The sequence below is a fragment of the Desulfotomaculum sp. 1211_IL3151 genome, assembly GCF_036763075.1.
Lineage (GTDB): Bacteria > Bacillota > Desulfotomaculia > Desulfotomaculales > Desulfotomaculaceae > Desulfotomaculum.
Genome location: NZ_JBAIYV010000021.1, coordinates 61,396 through 85,460 on the forward strand (window position 1 = coordinate 61,396; position 24,065 = coordinate 85,460).

At 41.7% G+C, this 24,065-nt stretch carries 22 protein-coding genes; 1 reads left to right on the forward strand and 21 read right to left on the reverse strand.

Annotated features, from left to right (window positions below; genetic code table 11):
* Nucleotides 1–311 precede the first annotated feature (311 nt).
* The 11 genes from V6C11_RS03590 to V6C11_RS03640 form a co-directional block, all read right to left on the reverse strand.
* Nucleotides 312–470, reverse strand: a complete 159-nt coding sequence (locus V6C11_RS03590; protein WP_333529709.1) for a hypothetical protein — start codon at nucleotides 468–470, stop codon at nucleotides 312–314.
* A gap of 417 nt (nucleotides 471–887) precedes the next feature.
* Nucleotides 888–2,150, reverse strand: a complete 1,263-nt coding sequence (locus V6C11_RS03595; protein ID WP_333529710.1) for a hydroxymethylglutaryl-CoA reductase, degradative — start codon at nucleotides 2,148–2,150, stop codon at nucleotides 888–890.
* Between the two features lie 41 nt (nucleotides 2,151–2,191).
* On the reverse strand, nucleotides 2,192–2,512 hold the full coding sequence (locus V6C11_RS03600) for an AtuA-related protein (RefSeq protein WP_333529711.1): 321 nt from the start codon (nucleotides 2,510–2,512) through the stop codon (nucleotides 2,192–2,194).
* Nucleotides 2,513–3,880, reverse strand: a complete 1,368-nt coding sequence (locus V6C11_RS03605; protein ID WP_333529712.1) for an acyclic terpene utilization AtuA family protein — start codon at nucleotides 3,878–3,880, stop codon at nucleotides 2,513–2,515. It lies immediately after the preceding gene.
* A gap of 23 nt (nucleotides 3,881–3,903) precedes the next feature.
* On the reverse strand, nucleotides 3,904–5,121 hold the full coding sequence (locus V6C11_RS03610; protein WP_333529713.1) for a thiolase family protein: 1,218 nt from the start codon (nucleotides 5,119–5,121) through the stop codon (nucleotides 3,904–3,906).
* Nucleotides 5,122–5,147: 26 nt separating this feature from the next.
* Nucleotides 5,148–6,506: a tripartite tricarboxylate transporter permease gene (locus V6C11_RS03615; RefSeq protein ID WP_333529714.1), complete on the reverse strand. Its 1,359-nt coding sequence runs from the start codon at nucleotides 6,504–6,506 to the stop codon at nucleotides 5,148–5,150.
* A 5-nt stretch (nucleotides 6,507–6,511) separates the two neighbouring features.
* Nucleotides 6,512–6,937 (reverse strand): hypothetical protein, encoded by a 426-nt coding sequence (locus V6C11_RS03620; RefSeq protein WP_333529715.1) that lies wholly within the window; start codon nucleotides 6,935–6,937, stop codon nucleotides 6,512–6,514.
* 292 nt (nucleotides 6,938–7,229) lie between these two features.
* Nucleotides 7,230–8,798, reverse strand: coding sequence for a sigma-54 interaction domain-containing protein (locus V6C11_RS03625; protein WP_333529716.1), 1,569 nt, complete (start codon nucleotides 8,796–8,798; stop codon nucleotides 7,230–7,232).
* Between the two features lie 643 nt (nucleotides 8,799–9,441).
* Nucleotides 9,442–10,641: an aminotransferase-like domain-containing protein gene (locus V6C11_RS03630; RefSeq protein WP_333529717.1), complete on the reverse strand. Its 1,200-nt coding sequence runs from the start codon at nucleotides 10,639–10,641 to the stop codon at nucleotides 9,442–9,444.
* A 16-nt stretch (nucleotides 10,642–10,657) separates the two neighbouring features.
* Nucleotides 10,658–12,172 carry a MocR-like pyridoxine biosynthesis transcription factor PdxR gene (gene pdxR / locus V6C11_RS03635; protein WP_333529718.1) on the reverse strand — a complete coding sequence of 505 codons (1,515 nt, stop codon included), beginning with the start codon at nucleotides 12,170–12,172 and terminating at the stop codon, nucleotides 10,658–10,660.
* A 310-nt stretch (nucleotides 12,173–12,482) separates the two neighbouring features.
* A complete protein-coding gene (locus V6C11_RS03640; protein ID WP_333529719.1) occupies nucleotides 12,483–13,367 on the reverse strand; it encodes a LysR family transcriptional regulator in 885 nt (294 codons plus the stop codon).
* A gap of 238 nt (nucleotides 13,368–13,605) precedes the next feature.
* Between V6C11_RS03640 and V6C11_RS03645 the strand changes: the two genes are divergently transcribed.
* On the forward strand, nucleotides 13,606–14,490 hold the full coding sequence (locus tag V6C11_RS03645) for a DMT family transporter (RefSeq protein WP_442886024.1): 885 nt from the start codon (nucleotides 13,606–13,608) through the stop codon (nucleotides 14,488–14,490).
* A 723-nt stretch (nucleotides 14,491–15,213) separates the two neighbouring features.
* Here the strand turns inward: V6C11_RS03645 and V6C11_RS03650 are convergent.
* The 10 genes from V6C11_RS03650 to V6C11_RS03695 all read right to left on the reverse strand — a co-directional run bounded on the left by V6C11_RS03650 (nucleotide 15,214) and on the right by V6C11_RS03695 (nucleotide 23,931).
* Nucleotides 15,214–15,444: a S24/S26 family peptidase gene (locus tag V6C11_RS03650; protein ID WP_333529721.1), complete on the reverse strand. Its 231-nt coding sequence runs from the start codon at nucleotides 15,442–15,444 to the stop codon at nucleotides 15,214–15,216.
* A complete protein-coding gene (locus tag V6C11_RS03655) occupies nucleotides 15,437–15,700 on the reverse strand; it encodes a PqqD family protein (RefSeq protein WP_333529722.1) in 264 nt (87 codons plus the stop codon). Before V6C11_RS03655 ends, V6C11_RS03650 begins: the two co-directional genes overlap by 8 nt.
* Before the next feature lie 175 nt (nucleotides 15,701–15,875).
* A complete protein-coding gene (locus V6C11_RS03660; protein WP_333529723.1) occupies nucleotides 15,876–16,250 on the reverse strand; it encodes a hypothetical protein in 375 nt (124 codons plus the stop codon).
* A gap of 81 nt (nucleotides 16,251–16,331) precedes the next feature.
* The gene (locus V6C11_RS03665; RefSeq protein ID WP_333529724.1) at nucleotides 16,332–16,463 is read right to left on the reverse strand and encodes a hypothetical protein; all 132 of its coding nucleotides are present in this window, start codon (nucleotides 16,461–16,463) and stop codon (nucleotides 16,332–16,334) included.
* Between the two features lie 17 nt (nucleotides 16,464–16,480).
* Complete coding sequence (locus V6C11_RS03670; RefSeq protein WP_333529725.1) at nucleotides 16,481–18,199, reverse strand: carboxypeptidase-like regulatory domain-containing protein; 1,719 nt, start codon at nucleotides 18,197–18,199, stop codon at nucleotides 16,481–16,483.
* 1,941 nt (nucleotides 18,200–20,140) lie between these two features.
* Nucleotides 20,141–21,619 (reverse strand): Lsa family ABC-F type ribosomal protection protein, encoded by a 1,479-nt coding sequence (locus tag V6C11_RS03675; RefSeq protein ID WP_333529726.1) that lies wholly within the window; start codon nucleotides 21,617–21,619, stop codon nucleotides 20,141–20,143.
* Between the two features lie 508 nt (nucleotides 21,620–22,127).
* Nucleotides 22,128–22,745, reverse strand: a complete 618-nt coding sequence (gene istB / locus V6C11_RS03680) for an IS21-like element helper ATPase IstB (protein ID WP_333529727.1) — start codon at nucleotides 22,743–22,745, stop codon at nucleotides 22,128–22,130.
* Complete coding sequence (locus tag V6C11_RS03685) at nucleotides 22,693–22,974, reverse strand: hypothetical protein (protein ID WP_333529728.1); 282 nt, start codon at nucleotides 22,972–22,974, stop codon at nucleotides 22,693–22,695. The genes istB and V6C11_RS03685 overlap by 53 nt, the downstream gene beginning before the upstream one ends.
* Before the next feature lie 105 nt (nucleotides 22,975–23,079).
* Nucleotides 23,080–23,217 carry a hypothetical protein gene (locus V6C11_RS03690; protein ID WP_333529729.1) on the reverse strand — a complete coding sequence of 46 codons (138 nt, stop codon included), beginning with the start codon at nucleotides 23,215–23,217 and terminating at the stop codon, nucleotides 23,080–23,082.
* A gap of 21 nt (nucleotides 23,218–23,238) precedes the next feature.
* Entirely contained in the window at nucleotides 23,239–23,931 is a 693-nt protein-coding gene (locus V6C11_RS03695) for a DUF554 domain-containing protein (RefSeq protein ID WP_333529730.1), read from the reverse strand.
* Between the last annotated feature and the right edge of the window lie 134 nt (nucleotides 23,932–24,065).

Below are 24,065 nucleotides of genomic sequence, written 5' to 3' on the forward strand. Positions count from 1 at the left end.
GGGAATGTCATCCACCCTATAGATAACGCCCATGCCGGGCACACACCGCATAAAAAAGTGCCTTTTTAGGCACTTTTTTATGGATTTTAAAGGGGTTTTAATATTATTCAATATAATATTGCTAAATTTTGCGAAGCTGAAGCAATTTCTTCTGTAGAGGCTGTTTGTTCTTCTGAAGCAGCAGCTACATTCTGAATAGCCGAGGATAATCTGACTAACAACAAAAAATAGTACAGTTATAATAAAGAATGCTAAGCTGAACAATTTAACATCAATTTGCCTAAATTTATTTTTATTCAAACTACTTCCTCTTAAGCAAACGAATAAAAAGTGGCCTTTAGGACGATATAAAATAAATAAATAGCGATCGTTAAGTAAAACAACAGAACAAACCACCGCAGCATTGCTGAATCATTTTTTTCCATAACCTTGACCATTAGATCAAAGAAGTTATTCTTGATATTTATCATAAGGCACACCACCTTACAAAATTAAAAGCCCCTATTTTTAAGATAGGGGCAAAAGGCACTAGACATAATGAGACATGATTATCATTGGTAGCCAAATATAGTATAAATATAAAAAGTCAAATGGCGGCCAGGCAATCATACCAAATAATGATTTAGATACACAGTTTTGGGCCCCAATTTTGGATAGGTTTGGCTTTTTATTCGTTAAAAAGGTAACAAGCCCTATTGTAAATAGGACTTGTTACTCATCATAATATATTAATTTGTCATAATAAGCAATATATTTATAGATCTTGTTGTTATTCTGCCCTACATTCCTTCTGGGAAAAACGGTACTCTTGCTGTTTTCAATTCCGCCATCTTAAGTGGTTCCTGGCCAAACAGAAGATGTTGTCAATAACCCCGTCCCCTGGTCATTTATTTACTGTACTCTTTCATTAATTCCTGAGCATATTCAACCCTTACATTTTTCTCATCAATCATTCTCTTGACAACCTTTTCCAATACTTCCCCTTTAGCACCTGCTACTGTGGCCACATTTCTGGCATGAAGTGACATATGGCCCCTCTGGACACCTTCTGTGGCGAGAACCTTCACTGCCGCAAGATTCTGCATAAGACCTAAGGCTGCAAAAACTTCCCCTAATTCAGCTGCTGTTTTCACGCCAAGCATTTTAACCGCTACCTGAGCAGTTGGATGAATTTTTGTTGCTCCGCCTACTAAACCAACAGCCATGGGGATCTCAATTGATCCGGCAAGGTCGCCATCCTTTGTTTTCTCCCATACAGTTAATGGTTTATACCTTCCTGTAATTGCGGCATAAGCATGTGCACCTGATTCAATGGCCCTTGTATCATTGCCTGTTGCCATGACAGCCGCGCTAATGCCGTTCATGATGCCTTTATTATGCGTTGCAGCTCTGAATGGATCTGCTTCTGCGAAAGCATAAGCTGTAATTATAGAATTAACTACCTCTTCTCCGCCTAAGGTTTCTTTCTTTACGACTACTCTAGCTCGGACAAGTCTTTTCGCTGCAAGGTTTGATAATATTCTTAGGAAGACCTTGCCGCCTGTTATCTGTTCAATATATGGAGCAATGGATTCAGCCATCGTGTTAACTGCATTCGCCCCCATGGCATCCAGTGTATTTACGATTAAATGAACGATCAGCATTTTACCAGCTAAGGTGTCTATAACCCTTGCTTCAACATCCTCAACCCCGCCGCCATGCTGAACCAATATAGGGTCCTTTGCATTGCACATTTCTTTTATTTTTTCTTTGTTTTCAAGAACAATATTTCTAGCATAATTTATATCCGCTACATTAATAACCTGAACCTGCGCAATCATAATCGATCCCGTATTGCTTGTAAATATACCGCCGTTTTCCCTTGCAAATTTCGCAGCATTGCTGGCAGCCGCTATAACGGATGGTTCCTCTGTTACCATTGGGATAACGTAATCCTTCCCGTTGATCAAGAAGTTAATCGCCACTCCCATAGGCAATGAATAGATTCCGATTACGTTCTCTACCATGTGGTCCGCTTTGTCCAGATCAAGGGCATTCGGGTCAGCAATTACTTTTGCATCTTCCTCTGAAATGCCTGCAAACTCAACAACTTCTTTCAATCTATCCTCTACGGAAAGTTTATAGAACCCTGAATATACGCTTGTTTTCATTCCGCATTTCCCCCTTTTACAAAACTCATCCTAATTTAAAGTCAGTCCTCAATAACAACCTTCATCCTCATCAATGCCGAAGCCATACACTTGCCAATATTATCAAACCGGAGGGAGTTTGTGGCCCCCCCGCCTAGTGCTTCATCCATAACAAAGTTAAACCCTGTTAGTGTGGGGACATCGTATCTGACAACTTTCCCCTTAACCACATCACCAAAATGTTCTTTAACTCTTTCCGCCGTAACCTGCTCTTTGATAAGGTCATAATATTTTGGTTCCCGGGCAAAAATACAGATGTTGCTTCGATTGCCCTTGTCGCCGCTTCTGCCGTGTGCAATATCTTTTAAGTAGATTACTGCCATCTATTTCACCTCCAGGATATGCGCTGTCAATTTTACGGCATCCCTTGGCACAAAAGTTGGCCATAAACTAATCACTTCACTTACTTTGGCACGCCCGCCAAACATTGCTCCACCCGGAGGCCCATTTAATGTAAGAGGTGCTATTTCAGGGACGAGCTTTTGCGCCTCTTCCTTTGTCTTTGTTCGGATAGCAAATCTTAAAATAACTTCGTTAACATTGCTAACCTTTTCTGGGCTCATATCAGCAACTCCCAGATGAAGTCCATTCAGTCCCATGCAGTCAATCTGCATGTCCTCATACTGCAAATTTTTTCTTTTCATCTTTTTAAGCAGAATATCCTTTGCACACATTGCCTTTTCATAGGCATCCGGCCAGGCATACGCATAATAGGTAACGAGCTTATAGCCGGCGTGGTAACCAACACACAGCTTCAGTTGGTCTGTTGGTTTTTTACCTTTGATGCCGCCCACCTTGACCCTATCCTTGCCTGCCTGCGTCAATGTGGCGTTACTGATGTCAGCTATTACGTCTGGCGTATAGTAGTTGGCAGGGTCATGTATCTCATAAAGAATCTGCTCTTTGCAGGACTGTTCCGTGACCAGGCCGCCGCAGTCCGGTGCTTTGGTAATGTGGAAATCATTTTCTGTCAGTTCTGCAATTGGGAAACCAAGCTGATCAAGGTCCGGTACGTTTCTCCAATCATAATCATAGTTGCCGCCAGAACCTTGCCCGCCGCATTCCAATAAGTGGCCTGCCATAATTCCTTTAGCAAGATTGTTATAATCATCTGTTGCCCAACCGAATTCCTTCATCAAAGGGGATAAAAACAAACTTGAATCGGTTGCCCTGCCTGTTATGACCAGTTTGGCATCTCTATTTAAACATTCCAGAATTGGCTCATGGCCGTGATAAACATTTACATTGACAATTTTATCCAAAACATCCCTGAAATTTTCGTCATTATCCATATTTTTAAATTCGATACCTTGGGCCATTAGCTCTGGTATTTTATCCTTTAAATCATCTCCGAGAACGTATCCTATTTTTAGGCCCTTTAAGTTCTGGGCCTGAGCTACTTTTTCAATTTCGTTTACGGCGCCGGTAATATTCATGCCGCCTGCATTTGTTAAAATGGTTATTCCCTTTTCGGCGCAATCCTTGGCAATTGCCTGGTATAGGGCAACAAAATCCTTGGCATAACCAGCATTTGGATTTTTCAGCTTCTGTTTTTGCATGATCGACAATGTTAGCTCAGCAAGGTAATCACAAGCCAAATAATTTAAATTTGCATTTTTGACCATATGAACAGCCGCATCATTGCTGTCTCCCCAGAAGCCTTGACCCCCTCCTATAGAAACCTTCTTCATTCTATTTCGCTCCTTCGTAATTTTTAATCACAGTTTTCAATAACCATTGCTATCCCTTGGCCGCCGCCTATGCATAAGCTGGCAACACCATATTTGCCGCCTCTGCGTTTAAGCTCATAAATCAATGTTGTCAATATTCTGGTGCCGCTATTGCCGAGGGCATGACCAAGAGCGATCGCACCACCGTTTACATTCACTTTCTTGTAAAGCTCCGTCCCGGGTTCCATCCCTAATTCATGCAGACAACCCAAGGTCTGAGCAGCAAAAGCTTCGTTTATTTCAAAAAGGTCGATGTCCCCCAACTTCAGACCCGCTTTTTTTAGCGCTTTCGGGATAGCCCTTGCCGGACCAAGCCCCATGACCGTAGGATCAAGGGCAACTGTCGCATTCGACAATATCCTGCACATCGGTTTGCAGCCGAGTTCCTTTGCTTTGCCCTCCCTCATGACTAAAACCGCTGAAGCACCATCATTCATACCCGAGGCATTACCGGCCGTTACTGTACCACCTGCTTTGAAGGCCGGTTTAAGCTTTGCCAGCCCCTCAAGAGTAGAATTTGATCTGGGATGCTCATCTGTATCAAAGATAAAGCTGTCTTTTTTTGTTTTTACCTCGATAGGCAGGATCTCATCCTTGAACTTGCCGCTTGATATGGCTGCGGCTGTTTTTAATTGGCTGTCCAAGGCAAATTTATCTTGGGCCTCCCTGGAGATATTATATTTTTCTGCCACCTTTTCAGCGGTAAGTCCCATGCTTGATTTTTCAAATTCCTGTCCTGGGATAGGGGCATAGTCAAAGGAGGTTATATATTTAAAGCTGTCCAACAAAATCTTATCTCCTAATCGCAAGCCCTCATATCTTGAGGAAATTGGCAGGTAATAGGGAGACCTGGACATGTTTTCCGTGCCGCCTGCAATGATTACGTCTGCATCCCCAGCCGCTATCTGCCGGGATGCGGACACTACAGCCTGGAGACCCGAACCGCATTGAAGGTCTATGGTATAGCCAGGTGTATCCTCTTTAAACCCAGCCACAAGAGCTGCTGTTCTTGCCACATTCGGGGTACTGCCCACTGCCTCGCCAACTATTATTTCATCGACTAAATCCGGATCAACGCCGGATCTTTTGACGACTTCTTTCAATATTTCACTTGCTAGTATCTCAGTTGAAACAGTTTTTAGACTGCCAAGATACGCGCCTACTGCAGTTCTTACCGCACTTGTAATTACGCATTTTTCCAATTAAAGACGCCCACCTTTTTCATTTTTTAGAATCCAAATAGCGCTTTAATACCCCAAGCTGATGCATAGAAGGTCATGAACTGAACACCGGTGTGGATGCCGAAATATTTGTTTAATATTCCTCCAAAAACAGCGATGGTTCCAGCAATTGCGATTCCGATAGCACCCGCTTCATAATAGGCGATAACGGTAATCAACCCTACAAACATGCTGATGATGGCTTCCTGGCTCACATATTTCAAAACCATCATACTTGCTCTTCTTGCATAATTCATCGCAAAGGGATAGGCGATTATCGAAGCTACAATTACACCCAACAGCCCGCATAAGAAGAATTGACCGGTCGACATAACATGATGCAGGTTATGCAGCGGCTCTACCGTAAAAACCGGCGGTGCATTATATAAAGGAGCTGCGGGACCAACTGCCATCGGACTTAAAGGCAGCCCGAAAGCAACTAATGGTATCAGTGTCTCACCAATGTAGGTTGCTTCCGTTGTTGCATTCATCACAGCTAAAGAGCCTGTATGTTTTTGATAAAAACCCGCTGTTCTTGTCTTAACTGCTTCCCCTGCCATTACGGTCATCCCCACCGGGCTAAATGTAAATGTGAGTCCGGATATGAATGATGCAATCGAAGTATACTTCACTTGTCTAGGAGTAAGTATTTTAAGTGGATTCGGGAACCATCCTTTCCAGCCTTTCATTTCAGGTGCTAACCAGAATTCTCTCGGCCCCTTCACCAGAAGATTATTACGGGTTTTAGGTGAAAGATAGGTAACCAAGTCTGCAAACATTGGTCCAATGGCAATACCAAGAAAAATACAGATTGAAATTTTTTGGTTGCCGGCTGCCGCCATTTTAATCATTCCTTGCATGAACACAGCAAATGGCAATAATGCTAAGATACTTGCCCATTTACCTTTGGATGTATAGGCAATAATAATCGCTGCGACCACAAAGATCGGTCCTGCCCATGCCTTTGCCACATCGCCAAAGGGAACAAGGAGTGTAGCGAAACCTACGGAAATGGGTAATGCAATAACCGCTCCTAAAATTGCCCCAGAAATCATTTTACGCAAAGCAATATGGGGCACCCCTAACCTTCGTAACGCATTTGAATCGTCCAAAAGCGGCACAGCCATCGTGTCTCCAGGCACACCCATTAAAGCTGTTGGTATGGCGTGCGTCATATGTTTGGAAACCACTGCGGCCATAAAAAACGAAAATATGGCAACAGGAGGGAAGCCAAGTAAAATTATTAGTAAGGTAAATGGTGCAATTGTTGCGGTTTCATCCGTACCGGATATAAGTCCCATAAATGTGAAAATTATGCCGCCTAAAGCTGCCGCACCGAAGGCCCAGACGATCATATTTAAATCCATACCGTTTACACCTGCCTTTTCTGTTCAGTCTTTTCTGTAAAAAGGTCATAAATCCCAAGTTCTTTCATCTCTGCTATTACCTGCGGATCTGCCGTCTTTAACAATTCCGCTTCCTTCTTAAGATCTACTCCAAGATCCTTTAGTACAGCATAGCGATCTTCCTCTACATAACCTTCACCTTCATTTACAATCCGTTGTGGTTTGAATAGCTTTGCTGATATAACTGCGGATAGTAATGAGCCTACAATTCCAATCAATAACCCATAGGCTTTGTTTAGACTTTCCGATAGATCTGGCATTACGGAATGAATGATCTTTAATCCAACAATATAAAATGTTACACTGACAACTAAACCGATTATAATTGCATAAGACAGATGTTTGATGTCTACTACGTCGCCCCATATTTCTGCATAGGTTCTTTTTTGCATATTAGCCCCCATTCTGCCGCTTTTGCGGCTAATAATTGATGAGTCTGTTTACTTCGTTCTTTTTTCCATATTAGCCTCCATTCTGCCCGTCATTGTGGCTAAAAATTGATGGGGTTTCCTTTACTTAATTATTTAAGCATTTTTCATGCCAATACCTCAAAAATAAACAAAGTCTTCTATAGCAACGCTTGACAGCGTTTACCACCGAAGACTTTGTTTGAATAGTGTGACATTTTTGCTACACAATACACACATTTTTCAAAAATCACTGTATACTTTTCGTCACATGTGTTTACTTTATGCCACTATCAATTTCGTATTCTTTTAATTTTCTGTAAAAAGTTCTTCTGCTTAGTCCTAACATCTCCATCGCTCTACTCCTGTTGTTCTGACTGGCTGAAATCGCCTCCTGAATAACTCTTTTTTCGAATATTTCCACTGCCTCTTTTAATGTTCCATAATTATATCCTACTTGATCTTGTTTTGTATTTAAGTCTTGATTATTAAAATGAGGCGGCAGGTGAGTTAAGTCGAAATAATCATCTGAACACATAATCACAGCATATTCGATACCATGTTGAAGTTCACGAACATTTCCGGGCCAGTCATAACGATGAAAAAAAGATAGAACTTCCGGAGAAAAGGAAACCGATTTTTTGTATTTTTTATTGGCTATCTGCAAAAAATGGTTCGCTAAAATTCCTATATCTTCTCCTCGTTCCCTCAATGGAGGCACTGTTATTTCCACAATATTAATTCTATAATACAAATCTTTCCTGAATTTATTTTCATGGACCATCTTCTCAATGGGCTGGTTTGATGCAGCAATAATCCTTACGTTTACAGGAACATTTTTCTTCCTGCCAATTTTCTCAATTTCACCTTCTTGAAGTACCCTTAATAGTTTTGGCTGCATCGTTAAGGGCATGTCTCCAATTTCATCAAGAAACAGCGTCCCTCCGTCGGCTAATTCGAATTTCCCCATCCTGCCGCCAGACTTTGCGCCTGTAAATGTTCCCTCCTCATAGCCAAATAACTCGCTTTCAATAAGATTTTCAGGTATAGCTGCACAATTCACAATAATAAAAGGATGACTTTTCCTTTCACTGTTTGCATGGATTAACTTTGCAATCAGTTCCTTGCCAACTCCATTTTCCCCTTTTACCAATACCGAAGCATTTGTTTTGGCAACAGTCATTGTCTGGGAGATTGCTTTAATAAAGCTGGGACTTCTCCCGACAATATTTAACTTTTTTAATTCATTTTGTTCCTCCGCCTGCAGTCTAAAAGTTAGTGCAATTTCATTAGCCCTCTCGATTTGCTGACCCAATCTTACTACTTCGGTAGCATCCGTAAAAATAGATGCTACCGCCCTAAGTTCCCCATCTTTTTCGATTGGAAATATACGCGTGGAAACAAATTTGTCTACCGTTTTTATATATTGACTTTTTTTAATAATGGTCTTTTTTGTTTTAAGTACATTTAAGATTTCTGCCTCCGGTTCAATTTGTTGCATTTTCTTGCCAATAATTTTGCATATCGGAACCTTAAGTATACTTGAATATGCCGCATTTGCATAAAAAATACGGCCCTCCGTATCAATTACGACTAAACCTTCTTGAAACTTGTCAATGATGTCAGTAGTTATGAACATGTTCGTGTCCGCAGCACAGATTAGATAAGATAACATATCTCTATCTATTTCACCGATCTTATTTCCCTGGTCATTTGTTACTTCAACGATCGGTCTGACCCAACTCTTCTGACAGTCCTTTAAACTATATATGCTGCAGTTTCCGTTTACTCCATCCTTTAGATGTTTTTCACCCGTCCAAGGTATCATAATATCCTGTACCTTCATTATGTATCACCTTTCATCTAATCATGCTTCATTGTAAACTGGTATCCGATGTGTATTTATTATATTATCATAAGCAGTTTAATAACTGAAAATCAATGTGCTATAGATATATTTCAACCGCTAACCAAACAAGTAGATTTTATTTTCATGTACTGTTTTCTTTATTTCCAAGGGTTCACGAGTAGCGCTAACATAATCGTTGACCACCTTGGTACCTACTTTTACAGCTACCTCTTATAAAATAAGTAAAGCAAAGACAGCGGGCTTTCCTACTGTCTGTGCCCATTTAAGAGGGTTCGTTTCAGCCCCGGCTTTATTTTCTTTCCTTACTTTCAGATTCTACTAATTCTCATCGTGGTGGGGCAAAGCTGATTATTGCAAAATATACCATACCCACTTAAATTTACGGATATATTCATGAGAATCGGTAACAACGGAGTTTTCTCATGAACATAGCATCTTTTATAATTTACTGGGTTATTGATACTCAGTAAAAACAACCCTGCCTTTTTATTAAGAGGACAGGGTTGTTTTTACCGAGGAATCATATTGTGAAATAGAGCTAGGGTGTGAAGTACACCCCCATTGTTAGACACCCTCTGACAGCGGGGGACGTTTTTCTTTGGCAGTGGTTTTTGTATTCTTAGTGTAATTTATTCCGTATAAACTCCTTCAAAACACCGCCTAGGCATTTAAGCCCTTCTACAATCCTCTCCTCCGGCATATTGGAAAAGTTGATGCGAAAGGTGTTTTCGTGGCCGCCATTGGGGAAAAAGGAGCCTCCCGGCACAAAGGCCACATTTTTTTCAATGCTCTTTACCAGGACATCCCTGGCATTGATGTGCTCCGGCAGTACCACCCAGGTAAATAAACCACCCTGGGGCCTGGTAAAGGTTACTCCTGGGGGAAACTCTTCTGCCATTGTTTTGACCGTTAAATCCCTGCGCTGCCGATAGACCTCCCGTATTTTAGCAATATGTTGGTCAAGGTCATATAGTTCTAAGTATTTGGCTATTTCACGCTGGGCGATGGTGTTGCATTGGAGGTCAGCCCCCTGCTTTACCAGTACATATTTCTCGATTACTTTCTTATCCCCCGCTATCCAGCCAATGCGATAGCCAGGGCAAAAGGTTTTGGAGAAGCTGCCCAGGGTCAGCACACAGCCGATCGGATCGAAGGCCTTGACGGCCGGCAGGGTCTCCCCTTCAAAGCGCAGCTCGCCATAGGGATTATCCTCAATCACCATCACCTGATACTTCATCGCTGCCTTTACCAACTGCTCCCGCCTTGCCAGACTCCAGGTTCTGCCGGTGGGGTTCTGAAATTCGGGAATCACATAGATGATTTTCACCCTGGGGGTGCTTGCCAGGATTCTTTCCAGTTCAACTGGAATCATCCCATCGTCGTCGGTGGGCACCTCCTTAAACTTACAGCCATAGGCTTTAAAGGCACTGATGGCCGCCAGGTAGGTGGGGCTTTCACAAAGCACCACATCTCCCTCGTCCAGAAATACCTTGCCGGAAAGATCCAAGGCCTGCTGGGAACCGTGGGTTAAAAGGATGTTGTCCGCCGCAAATTGCGTGCCCAACCGCCCATTCATCCTGGCGGCGATCCACTGCCGCAGGGGGGCAAACCCTTCGGTGGTGGTATACTGGAGGGCCTCGGTTCCTGCCTCCTCCAGCACCAGTTGATTGACCTTCTTAATCTCCTCCACAGGAAAAAGCTCCGGTGCCGGCAGCCCCCCGGCAAAGGAGATGACTTCCGGTTTTTCAGTTACTTTTAAAATCTCTCGGATCTCCGAAGCCTTCAGGCAGGAGATTCTTCGGGCAAACTTAAAATCCATAAAAAATACCTCCAAATTACACAATGGGATTAATTTCTATATCCAGGCTGCTCTCCTGGTCATCCCTGGCAGCCATTAAATCCTTCATAGCCAGACATAATCTTTTAATCCCCTCAGGGATATCCGCGAAGGGAGCAAAGGTAAAATTCAATCGGATATAATCATCACCCTGGCCGGCGGTAAAGAAGGGCGTGCCCGGCACAAAGACCACCTTATACTCGGCGGCCTTTAAAAGCAGCTTGGCTGCCGATACCCCATCCGGGAGCTTACACCAGATGTAGTAGCCGCCCCTTGGTTTATTCCAGCGCACATTGGCCGGGGCATACTGGGACAGGGCCTGACACATGGCATCCCTTCTGGCCCGATACTCCTCACAAACCTTCGGAATATGTGTTTCCAGGGAACCATTCACGATAAACCTTTCAACAATCCACTGGGATAGGCTGTTGGAGTGTAAATCAATGAGCTGTTTGGCTGCGGAAAATTTTTGAACCACCTTTTTATTGGCCACCAGCCAACCCAAGCGCAAGCCCGAGTAGAGGTTCTTGGAAAAGGTGCTCAGATAAATCACATAGCCATTGCGATCCATCGACTTCAACAGCGGATACTGGTGCCCCTCGTAGCAAAGGTCCCCGTAGGCATCATCCTCAAGCAGGAGAACCCCATATTTATTGGCCACTTCCATCAGCTGCTTTCTGCGTTCCAGCTCCATTTCTGTGCCCGAAGGATTATGAAAGGTTGGCATGGTGTAGATCAACTTGGGTCGATACCTCAGCAGCAGTTGTTCCAGTTCATCCACCCTCATCCCCTGCTCATCAATAGGAATGCCAATGACCCTTGCGCCAATGGAGCGAAAGGCCTGGATGGCGGGAAAAAAGGAAGGTTCTTCTACAACCACAATATCGCCGGGGTCCAGAAAGATCCTGGCAGCCAATTCAATACCCTGCTGGGAGCCGGAAAGCAGCATGACCTCTTCTCGCTGGCAATATACCCCCCGTTGGTGCATCAAACCGCACACAGCCTCCCTCAGTGAGGTGAAGCCTTCGGTGGGTGTATGCAGTAAAGCCCGGTAATTCTTCTTAGCGACGATTTCCTCTTCGATCCCAGCTAAGGCTTGCATAGGACCAGTTTCTGGAGAAGCAATGCCAGTGGCAAAGGAGATAACATCCTTTCTACTGGCCAGGGTCAGCAGATCCTTGACCATATAGGATTCAAAGCGCTGGGAATACTGGCTGAAAATCTGATTCCAAGCTGGCTCCTCCGGGTAGTGGCTTAAATCCAGTTCCTCCTCTGGGTAAGCCAGTACCACTGTCCCCTTTCCCACCTGAGAGCCCACCAAACCCTCGGCCTTTAACTCCCGATAAGCATTTAAGACCGTCGTTCGATTGACACCCAGCCTCTCGGCCAACTTCCTTTCCGGAGGCAGCCGATAACCAGGCACCATCTCCCCCGCTAAAATCTGACCCCGGATCTGTTCAAAGATTTGCCAATAAACCGGCACCGCACTTTCCCTGTCAAGGGTTACCTTCATACCAAATCACCCCATTGGATTGATCCAATTTTATCATACAAGGATTATTCCCCCAACTCAACCACCAATTTTACTTTTTTGAGACCAACCAATTTAATTATTGGTTGGTGTATGATGGATTTTGCAGTTATGAATCATAACTATTCGATCAAGAATAGCATCTGCCAGGGTGTGTTTGCTAATCATAAAAAAACACACCCAGTGGACCGATAAAAAGAGGTCACTTTCGTGTGTTTTTTACTTCATGGATATACGATAACTACGAATTGGACAAATAAATCGTTTTGAAACCCACCAAAATACTTTTTCACTACCTTTTTCTATATTGTAAATACTCTAAAAATCGCTTAGCCGCAAGGGAAAGCAATTTTTGCTCCCTCATAGCGACACCAATATTTCTAAAAGAAGGAACCTCAAGCTCCTTCGCTATAATTTGATAGGGAATACGTTCTAAAATCAATTCGGGTAATATACTGATTCCAAGACCGTTTTCTACCATTGACATAATGGCATAGTCATCCCATGTTGTAAAACGAACTTGCGGTGAAAGATGGTGTTTCTCAAAAATTTCGGAGACCTCCGCTTTTGCACCCTTTTCCAGCAGCATAAACGGACTGTTCAATAATTCTTTGATTGGAAACTTGTCGCAATTAGCAAGGGGATGATCTTGCGGAATCACTACCAGCAAACGGTCTCGCTCCAAAAAGATCGTTTCAAGTTTTGCTTTTGTCGGAAGCCGTAAAAATCCAAAATCAACACGCCCTTCTAAAATCCAGCTTTCAATTTCGGTATAATCCCCAAGCAGCAATTCAAAATCAATCTTTGGGTAGTCTTTCTGAAAAACCTTAATCATGTTAGGGAGCCAATGGGTTGCCACGCTGGAAAATGTCCCTATACGAATCATTCCAGACTGCATATCGTGTAACTCTTCGATCCGCGTCATTAAGATTTCATGCTCATTGCAGATTCGCTTTAATTGGGGCAGTAACTTTAAGCCATCCGAGGTTAAACTGATACCGGCACGCCCTCGTTCAAGAAGGAAAACACCCCATTCCCTCTCTAAATCGCTAATCATACGACTGATACCAGACTGTGTATAGTTCAATGCTTCAGCAGCTTTTGTAAAGCTCCCATATTCTACTGCTTTGACAAATGCCATGTATTTTTGGATATTCATATCATTTTCCTTTTGCATCCGATTTTATCATATATGCCATGAAGAACATTCGTTTTTGTAATGCATAGGAACATGATATACTCATACCATTAAAAATTCAAGTTTGGAAAGGCGAAAGGTGGTTATGTAGCAATGGGACTACAACCGGGTATATGAAGGCCAAAACAAAGCAGATCATCAATAACTTTCTAACCTATACAAAGCACATGCCAACTGTGATTCAACTGTAAAATTCGGAAACGAGATGGTGATTAAAATTAAAAAAGCATATTTCAAATACATAGCTGCATTGCTCCTGTTTGGCTCCAACGGAATTGTTGCAAGTTACATTTATTTAAACAGTTATGAAATCGTTTTTTTACGGACTTTCATTGGTAGCTTGTTTCTGATTTTGGTATTTGCATTATCTAAGCAAAAAGTACACTTTTGGGAAAACAAATCACACTTTCTGTATTTAGTAATTTCCGGTGCAGCAATGGGTGCAAGCTGGCTATTTTTATTTGAAGCCTATACGGAAATCGGTGTAAGCATTGCCACCCTTGCCTACTATTGCGGTCCAGTGATTGTCATGATGCTTTCCCCGATTCTATTCAGGGAAAAGATGACAAGTGCTAAACTACTTGGATTTCTTGCTGTCATGATTGGGATGCTTTGTGTAAACTGGCAAGCTTTGTCACAGGGAAGAACTTCCTGGGGATTGATTTGCGGAATATTATCGGCAATTATGTATGCCCTTATGGTGGTTTTCAACAAAAAGGCCGTAAGCATAACCGGACTTGAAAATTCCATGTGCCAGTTATTTACGAGCTTTATAACGGTTGGGATTTTCATAGGCTTGAAACAAGGATTTTCAGTCAACATGATGCAGGGAAATCTGATACCTATACTGATATTAGGGGTTGTGAATACCGGCATTGGCTGCTATTTATATTTTTCTTCCATTGGCGAACTACCCGTGCAGACCGTATCCATCTGCGGCTATTTGGAACCACTTTCTGCATTAATTTTTTCAGCTGCAATTTTAGGAGAAATGTTAAGTCCTCTGCAAATAGCCGGGGCCGTGCTGATTTTAGGTGGTGCAGCGTTTGGAGAATTGTTTCGGCCTAAAAATGGTAATCGTTTTCTAAGTTCAAATTGTTGATATGCTTAGGTGAATATTCACCAACTAAAAACACTACCTTCCGATCCATGCTAATACTTTGAATGTCATTTAATGCAGAATGCTAAAAGGAGTTACTCAAATACCTATAAAGACTATCGGGTTTTTCTAAAATCAAACGTATCATGAGGAACATCTGTAAACGCTAAAATAAAGTATACCAATTTCGCCAATGAAAAGTGTGCCACTAAAATAAGTCATTTATGGTAAAAAGTATAGCTTTACCATGGTAATATCTTTTTGGTGAATATCCAAAAAAGTAATATTATGGGAGGCTTAAAATGACTAAGAGGTGACTTATGTATAGCGAAATTCAAACTATGAAAAGCGAGGGGTTCTCACAACGAAAAACGGCTTAAAGTTCTAGAGATTCATCGTAGGACCGTAAAGAAATACTGGGACATGACATCGAATGAATTTCAAGAGACCATTCTCGAACCGGCTAAGAAATCCAGTCTTGAACAGCACAAAGAACTGATTTTATCATGGCTGAGGAATTACAAGGAGATAACGGCAGCCCAGATTTATGACTGGCTGAAGGATAAATACAGACTGGTGCTTGCAGAAAACAGCATTAGAAGATACGTTCGAATATTACGCCTAGAGTATGATATTAAACCTGAGAGTAATGACCGAGAATATGAAGCTATTCAAGATCCACCTTTGCGCACTGATTATCCCCGATGACGACATAGCCATCTGCTTTTACTGCCACAATCGGTGCAGAATATATTTTCCATCCTGACGTACAAACAAGGGAATGTCGTATTTACGCAAACTCCCATCCTGCAGTTTTACGAGGCACACCTTATCCCTTCGGTGCTGCAGCAGGGGCAGCATACTGTTTCCGGTTACCTGAAACGTTACTTCTCCTGCGTTATCCAGTATCTCCGCCATCAAAGGAAAAAGCTCTGCCATAGCTACTCTTTTATTCAAGGAGATCAGCTGCCTTCCAATCTTTGATGAATTCTGAAATATCGGAGCTGGCGGTTACTTCATCCGTATCGTATTCCTCCATCAGGGCACAAAGCAATTCCTGCTCACTTTTATCTTCGGCAAGCTGTTTCCATAGAAATACTCCCGTGCTGTTTAAGGTGATCATACCTAAAAGATCAACTGATGCCTTGCCCGTGGGTACAACCACACAGCTCCCGGCAACCTCACGCATTAAATAATCGGCTTTAATCTTCATCCTTTTATTCCCCCCTTCCATTCTCTATTGATAGATTTCATTGTAAACCGTTTTCGCGGCATCAAGGATGGTATTGCAGTCCATTTGATTACCGGTATCACTTGCAGCAGAGCATCCAGGAGAGTTAAAAGGCTGTCCGTCTTATCACAATTACTAACCGAGCGCTAGCTTGTCGTCATTGATGATAACCGCTCGGTCTGAACCAAAATACTGCTGCCACAGACCTGTGTGGGTAGACTTGCCCGTACCGCAGGTGCCGGGAAACAGAACCGCCCTGCCATTTAGTCAAACTGCCGGGAATGCAGGCAGAATCCGCCGAAGACCAGCAGTTTACAGGCAAAGGCATAGCCTGTCTGAATGTATTCCCATTCGTCAGGTGACAGGTGCGGATATTCCATCTTGTCCCTGTCCATTCTTCCCTGTCGATGCTTATGGTGGTGATATCCGCTTTCCCGTCCTCAGGTAGTGCATACGGTTCCATCCGTCTTTGCAGTGCTTTACCGGAACCTTCCATTGACACAGTTAAATCTGCTATTTTGTAATGCTTCAATTCGATATTCTTCCTTTCAAGTCTTTGATAATGGAGCATAGACAGGCGGATGTTACCGCCTGTCTATGCTTTACAAATACTCTATTTACCGATTTCGCCCCAGCCGCCTTCATCACCGGTGCCGTCACCACCATTGATCAGACCGCTTGACATGATATCCTCCGGCTCGAATACAGTGATTTCCATCACCGGTTTCTCATATTGCTTTTTCACTTCATTAGCTCCCTTCATTATGGCAAACTGTTTACAGTTACTGTCACTGCTGTTGTATATTTTGTTTCCGCACCCACAGTGGAAAAGGCTCTCACATAGAGCGGAACATTAATATCACTCTCCGGAATTCCAGTAATGGTATAAGCAACAATATATTTTCCGCCCAGGCTTTCAGCGGTTACCGTTACACCTGCCGCTGTTATGGAAGTATACACCGTAGTGGTTGCTTTTACAGTTGCATTGTCTCTGGTTGGTATTGGCTCGGATTTTGAGAAAACAAATCCAACTTCTTTTGCATTCAGGGTATCAATAGTGGCAATAAAACGAATGTCATAGGTATCGGTGTCTGCATTATATCTCTTTTGCGCACCTCGGTAGGTCACCAGACAGCCATCTAGGTCAGAGGTTAAGGTTATATTCACCCCTGATGTAGTTGTATTTGCCGTTACGCTCACGTTTGCGGTGCTTCCGCTGGTGTAGCCCGATTTGCTAGCCATCACGGTATAGTCTGTTCCGGCAGGCACATCGGCGATACTGTAGCTGCCGTCAGCAGCAGATGTTGCGGAATACTCAACCGCGTCCACAGTCAGGCTCACTTTAGCCCCCGAAACCGGATTATCACTGCTGTCCTTGACCCTGCCGGCGATGATACCTGTCGTAATTGTATCGCCGCTTATTGTAAACAAACTGCTGTATGTATCCGGCAGGGAAGCTGATGTAAACTGCAGTCTGGCAGTTGTCACTTCACCCGGTGTTAGTTTGTACGCAGCCAGATCTGAAAATGAAACGACACCGGAGACAGCCATAACTGTTGTTCCGCCCGCCAACAAACAGTCGTGCCCACCATGCAGGCTTGCCGTTACCATCGTTGAATAATCTGATGTAACGGTATTTCCATATTCGTCAAGTATTTTTACAATGGGCTGGGTTGTTAACACGCCTCCATTTACGGAAGAGCCCGTAGGCTGGGTTGTTACCATCATCCGCTTTGCTTGCGCAGGGGCGGGTGTAATTGATAAGTCGGCAGATTTATGGCTTTCACCTAAGGGGTAAAAGCTAATCTTCTGGGTTGCGGCGTTATTCAATTTAAGGGGGACAGTTGCTGCGCCGTTCAAAAAGTTTACATTTACTAGGGTTGATGTACCCGAAAGTGCAGTACCGCCAAGATTCCCGCCGGAGCTATCAGGCACTATGTTGTAGCCAGTTATAATTATAGGATAGTCAAGGCTCTCATGGGCACCAGCCACATTGCCGGATGAATCTTTAATGGTAAGTGATATATTATTGCTTTCTCCGGCTGTTGGAGCAACGGTCTCACTGCCGGTTATCTCAGGATGTACATCTGTCTCCAGCGTAACTCCTTCTCCTACATCTATTGTGCAGCCCTGTTTAAAAGCAATGCTCTGCAGGTGCCCTTTAATCTTTCCTCCCGAGGCGGACACACGGCTCCCCGCCGAGGTTGCACGTATGGCGGTATGAGTACCCGTAATCGTCCCACCGGTAACATTCACTTGCGAATTATCCCCCACTGTAATGCCATTTCCGCCAATCATCTTGATGTTCTCAACGAGGCCTTTTGAAACCACCAGCTTCGCACCATTCTTCAAGTCAATCCCGGTATTCCCAGACATTGTTGTCACCGTGCCGCCTTCAACGTATACCTCAGCTGGAGTATCATACCCGTCTGCAAAGATGGCTGCTATTTCCCCGCCGGATATAGTGCCTCCGTCTTTCACCCTTAGTTTTGATCCTGGCTGAGATGTCCACCTTTGAAAAGGCGAGAATGCAAATAAGAACCGTAATCAAAACAGCCACGATGGACAGCAACAGCCATAATCGTTTTTTATTTATTTCTTCTTTCACCATATCAACCTTCTATTATCTTCCTCTGAATATCACATCAGATTATTTGTAAATAGCTGCCTTTGTCCTGTTTTATCAATGAAAATTGTCTTTATGCAGTTTGTAGCTTGATTATAGCAGCAAAAATATCAGCATTAATACAAATAACATCTACTTTTGATTTAATGATACATCTTTCTACTTAACCACGACTGAACGGATTTTTATGGTCAAAATGCATTTATGCGCTACTACGGAAGGGTTAAATAGAGTATTGCAGTGGATTTTGCTAAAAGAGCCTGTTCAAAAAGCCCAAAATTTTCGATAAAAAAAGAAAATGCACTAGCGTAGAAAATGGTAAAATGGAAGTGACCAAACTCCCCAAATACCAACAACGCGAGGTGCATTTTAATGGATTAGCAGCTTGAACTGCTACCCTACCACTACTATAACACACTCGGCTTTGATGCGGAACTCATTGATTATAGCGATCATGTAGATGACTCGATTGTGCTTGAGAAAATCGCTCCACTCTACAAGAACGGCGGACGTCCACCAATCGATCCGAGAGTTTGCTTTCGGATGCATTATCTGTACTTTACACGACCGGAAATCTCCTCGTTTTGCACTGGGATAAACTGGCCGCCTTTCAGGACATCCGGTTTATCCCAAAGGGGGTCAGGCCCTGCTTGCGTTACCAACTTAACGAGCTAAAGAGTTTAATCAAGCAATTTAGTATAAAACAGATGGTTACGTATACATAGACTTTGAATAAATTATTGTTATTGCCGATACAACAGCCTAGTTGCAAAGCACAAAAACTGACGTGGACCCCGTCTCTCCGACCAGGAGCAGCATAGCGATGTATCTATAGTTTTATTTTTATTAGCACGTAGCAGAGCTTTTTCTGCTTCTTCTTTCTTTGTTTTAATCATCCCTAAATAGCTTTTCTAAAATATATGAAGGATCCACATAATCCTTTAAAGGCAAAATAAAAGGATATGAAAACCAGGGTTGCTGAAGCAGCGTTACAGGGTATACCCCTCTGTAGTTCCCTGAACTCATCATTTATAAGTGATGTAAGCAAAAATTTAAAACTTGTGCCAGCCACCTTTATATTAACTACCTTACTAGGAGCTCTAAGGTTTGTTATGCTAGAGTGAACCAAGTAATCAACCAATATTTTAACCCCTAATAATTAGAATTTTCGTAATTGAAGGCAAATTAGAAATTTCGACAGAAACAAATTTACACCTGTTTTTTGTGCCCCAATTAACCCGGGAGAGATTAAAAAAACTCACCATTCTATCATCATAAGTGTAAGCGACAAACCCGATGTCACCTAGATTCACACATACAAAACTGATACACTGGGCTACGAAAAACTTGAAAAACCGCAAGTAGTAAATCAAGTAGAACTGGAGTATCAGAATATGAATACTAGAGAAATAGCTGCGGAATACCACCTAGCGCACTGGGCACAGATAGTGCGCAGAAAAACTGATAGCGGCCTTAGCATTAAAGTCTTCTGTACAAGTGAGGGATTCCGGCGACACAAGGTGGGGTAGATCCTTGTAAATTTCAAAACCACCGTTTGGCATTATTGCTTATATAAAGCACAGATATTCGGCCGTCACGGTTTTTTTGTTGTGGTGGTTACACTGCTTAAGCAAGGCTATAGATTTTTACATCCGGGTCGGCACTCCATAGCGGCTTTAGCCCGACAACACATCATTCTTGAACATCTCGCTATCAAGATAAGCCTTTGCATTTTCAACGCTGTCAAAACCATGAAGAAACAATCTTTAAACCAGCAACAACATAACAAATCACAATTAGAGTTCAATGACCTTTGTGGCAATATTTTCGCAAAACTCCCTGTCATGCTCCACAAAAAGAATAGTCGGTGAGTATTCAAGCAGTAGCTCTTCAATCTGCATGCGAGAAATAACATCAATAAAATTAAGTGGTTCATCCCAAATATGCAAATGAACTTTCTGGCAAAGACTTTTTGCAATTAGCACTTTCTTCTTTTGTCCGCCGCTAAAAGATGAAATATCCTTTTCAAATTGAACTCTGGAAAAATCAAGTTTCCTTAAAATAGCTTTAAATAAGCTTTCATCAATCTCGTTAGTGACAGCATAATCAGATAGATTGCCCTGAAGATGCGAGGTATCCTGAGAAATATAGGATATTTTAAGCTGACTTCCCTTTCTGAAAGTGCCCGTATAATTTATATCCTCACCATATATGAGTTTGATAATACTGGATTTTCCAGAACCGTTTTTACCTAAAAGCACAATTCGATCACCTTGATCAATGGTAAAGCCTATATCCTTGCAAACAATTTTCTCACCGTAAAAAATTGAAACATTTTCAAGTTCGGCAAGACAGGTACTGTGATAATTAAGTTGACAAATCTTCAAGCTATCAGATCTCTCAATGTTTTTGAGAAGCTTGGACTTTTCATCAATAGAGGATTGCTGCCTTTTTTCGATTGATTTTGAGCGTTTCATCATTTTAGCAGACTTGTGGCCAATATAGCCCTTATCCAGCTTGGAACCGGAATTTCTAGTTCCATATTTACTTTTTTCAACTTCATTCGACCATCCGCATGTCCTTTTAGCAGAATCTGATAAGCGTATAATGTCCTTTTTAAGTTTTTCGTTCTCTGTAAGTTCGAAGGCATCCTGCCTTTTTCTATTTTCCCACCAACTAGAAAAATTTCCTTTTTGGATTTCTATATTAGTTTTATTAATCGAAAGAAGATGGTCAACGCAATTGTCAAGAAATGATCTGTCGTGAGATACCAGAATAAAACCACTCTTAGTATTGAGATAATCACTTACAAGTTTTCTTGCCTTCATATCAAGGTGATTGGTTGGTTCATCAATTAAGAGAAAACTATTTTCTTTAAGAAACAAAGCAGCAAGAAAAACCTTCGTTTGCTCTCCATAGGACAATGAATCAAAGGACCGATATAAAACATCCTCAGTAACTTGCAGAAATGAAAGTTCACGCACTAATTCCCAGTGAAGATAATTAGGTAAAATGTCACTGATTACATCAATGGTATTATATTCCTTGTTTTCTACATTAAACGGAAAATATTCAAATCTGACATTTGCAGCAATATTACCACTGTATTCATATTTACCAAGCAGTAAATTGAGGAAAGTTGTTTTTCCCCTACCATTTCTCCCTGTAAATCCCAACTTCCAATCAGTATCTATTTGGAAACTTACGTTCTCAAAAACATTATCGTAACTGCCGTCATAGCCAAAGGTTAGGTTTGTAATACTTATCAAAGACATAATTTTATCCTCCCGTAAAAAATATGAGCTGCAAGAAAGTTAATTCTTGCAGCTCATAAATACAGAGAAACAAAGTCAAACCCATATTGGATATGACAAAGATTAGCATTATTTTGAGCGAAAAGAATTAATATCTTTCTTGCATAAGCACAATAAAACAAACGGTATTTTCCGCCTCCATGTTTTCATTATGCTTCGGAAATTAGCAAGAAAGATTAATCATCTTTTCAACTCCAATCACTTTAACTGTAAAATAATATATCATACTGCTTTTCAAAACTCAACCTACTAAACTTCCCATTCTGGGGAGCTTAGTAGTTCGTAGCACAGCTGATCAAATCTTTATTTAAAATAGCCATTTAGCTAACAAACCACTAATTATGCCAGTCATTAGCACCGCAATAAACACCATACTCAGCACCTTCTTTGGAAGATAGTGCTTTAATAGTAATGTCAATCAAAAAGTTGCCCACCGTGACAACCAAAAATTGACCACCCTCGAGGCGGTTTATTGATTTAGATCCGGGTTTATTTTTTCCTTGCTCTCTTTAAAGCGGTAAGATTCACCCTCAAACGGAAGTACATGGGCATGGTGCGTTAACCGATCTAAAAGAGCGATGGTTAGTGCGTTATCCCCAAACACCTTCTCCCAACGTGAAAAATCTAAGTTTGTCGTTATGATTAGGCTTCCCCGTTCATAACGCTCAGAGCAGAATTGGAATAGAAGGGGGCTGCCAGTACCAAGGTTTATGTACCCCAGCTCATCTAGTATTACAAGATCATATTTATTCCAGATCTTTAGGTACCTAGGGAGGCGGTACTCGCTCTCAGCCTTTAAAAGTTCTTGGATAAGGTCGTAAACCTTTATGAATCTTACCCGGTATCCCAATTGAATGGCTGTAATCCCAATGGCTGTGGCAATATGCGACTTCCCAGTGCCAGATTGGCCGATACAAATGATATTTTCACGTTCTTTGATAAATTTACATTCTGCCAAGGAGATAACCTTTGTCTTGGGAAGTTTAGGAATACTGATGAAATCAAAACCTTCTAGGGTTTTAATTTCACTAAATTTAGCTTGTTTCAGTCTTGTGGATAATCGTTTTTGAACTCCCTCTTTTTTCAATTCGTGAGGCCATTGCTTCAATTGAACTCATGAACTTATTTGGATTAATACCAAGTTTATTGAAAGCTTCCCTATATGGTATTATTTCTGGTGCCTCTTTTATTTTAGTATCCTTAAATTTCTCTTCTATAGACTTTATGCTAGTTTCTAGTAGTTTTACAATTTCCATACTTTTGACTTTGTTGTTGATACCTCTTGCCACTACAATACCAAAACAAACATTTTCCAACTTGGAAAAAACTTCTTCTCAAACCATGAACTTTATAATATTTTCCTTCCGCAATAAATTAGGTTTGGATTGTATTAATGTATTGCGTTATATTATACATAATAGTTAATAACAAGCATCGTTTTTATATCGTTCAATTTTGGCCTTGCCTGGCGTAAACTGTAAGTTGCCTAAGCCTTTAGTATGGTGTACGATGCTTCCTAAACTTAGACCCATTGCTGTAAATCCCGGCTCTTCTGCCATTTGTCATTCCTTGTCACTATTCTATATCAATGTCAATACCCAACAAAGAATAGGAGCAAAAACAATTGCAGGTAGATAATTTGCTACCTTTATCTTGGTAATACCGATGATATTTAACCCGAGTGCAATAATCATTAGTGAGCCTACACAAGTGATTTCTGCAACTGCGGAAGCTGTTAGAACAGGTTGTAAAAACTTTGCCAGTAAGACAATTAAGCCTTGAAATACTAGAACGAAAGAGGCAGAAAATAATACACCTATACCAAGACTTACAGATAACATTGTAGATGATATTAAATCAAGTACAGATTTAGTAAAAAGCATCTGGTTGTCTCCCGTTAGTCCTGCATTTAGCGAACCTACAATTGTCATTGCACCGATACAAAACAAAAGACTGCCTGTAACAAAGCCCTCTGCCAGTGAAACAGAGCCACCAGAAGATGCTCTGAATCGGGTTCCGATATATTTACCAATGTCATTCAACCGTTTATCAATATCTATCCATGTTCCAATAATAGAGCCAATAACGATAGAAATGATAATTATTAAAGTGTTTTCTCCCTTTAATGATCCTGATATTCCAATATAAACTGTACATAATCCTATACCAATCATAACTGCATTGATAAATCTTTGAGAAATTCCTTTCTTAAACAGTAAACCGATAAGGCTACCTATGATAACAGCTAATGCATTGACTATTACACCTATCATTCTGTATTCCTCCCTCAATGAAATAAGTTTTTCTTTCATTTACTCACTCATTCTTACAATTTCAAGTACATCCAAACAAGGTATTCAGGAATAAGTTTGAATAAATAACATTATATGGTTGATGGGGATGTGTC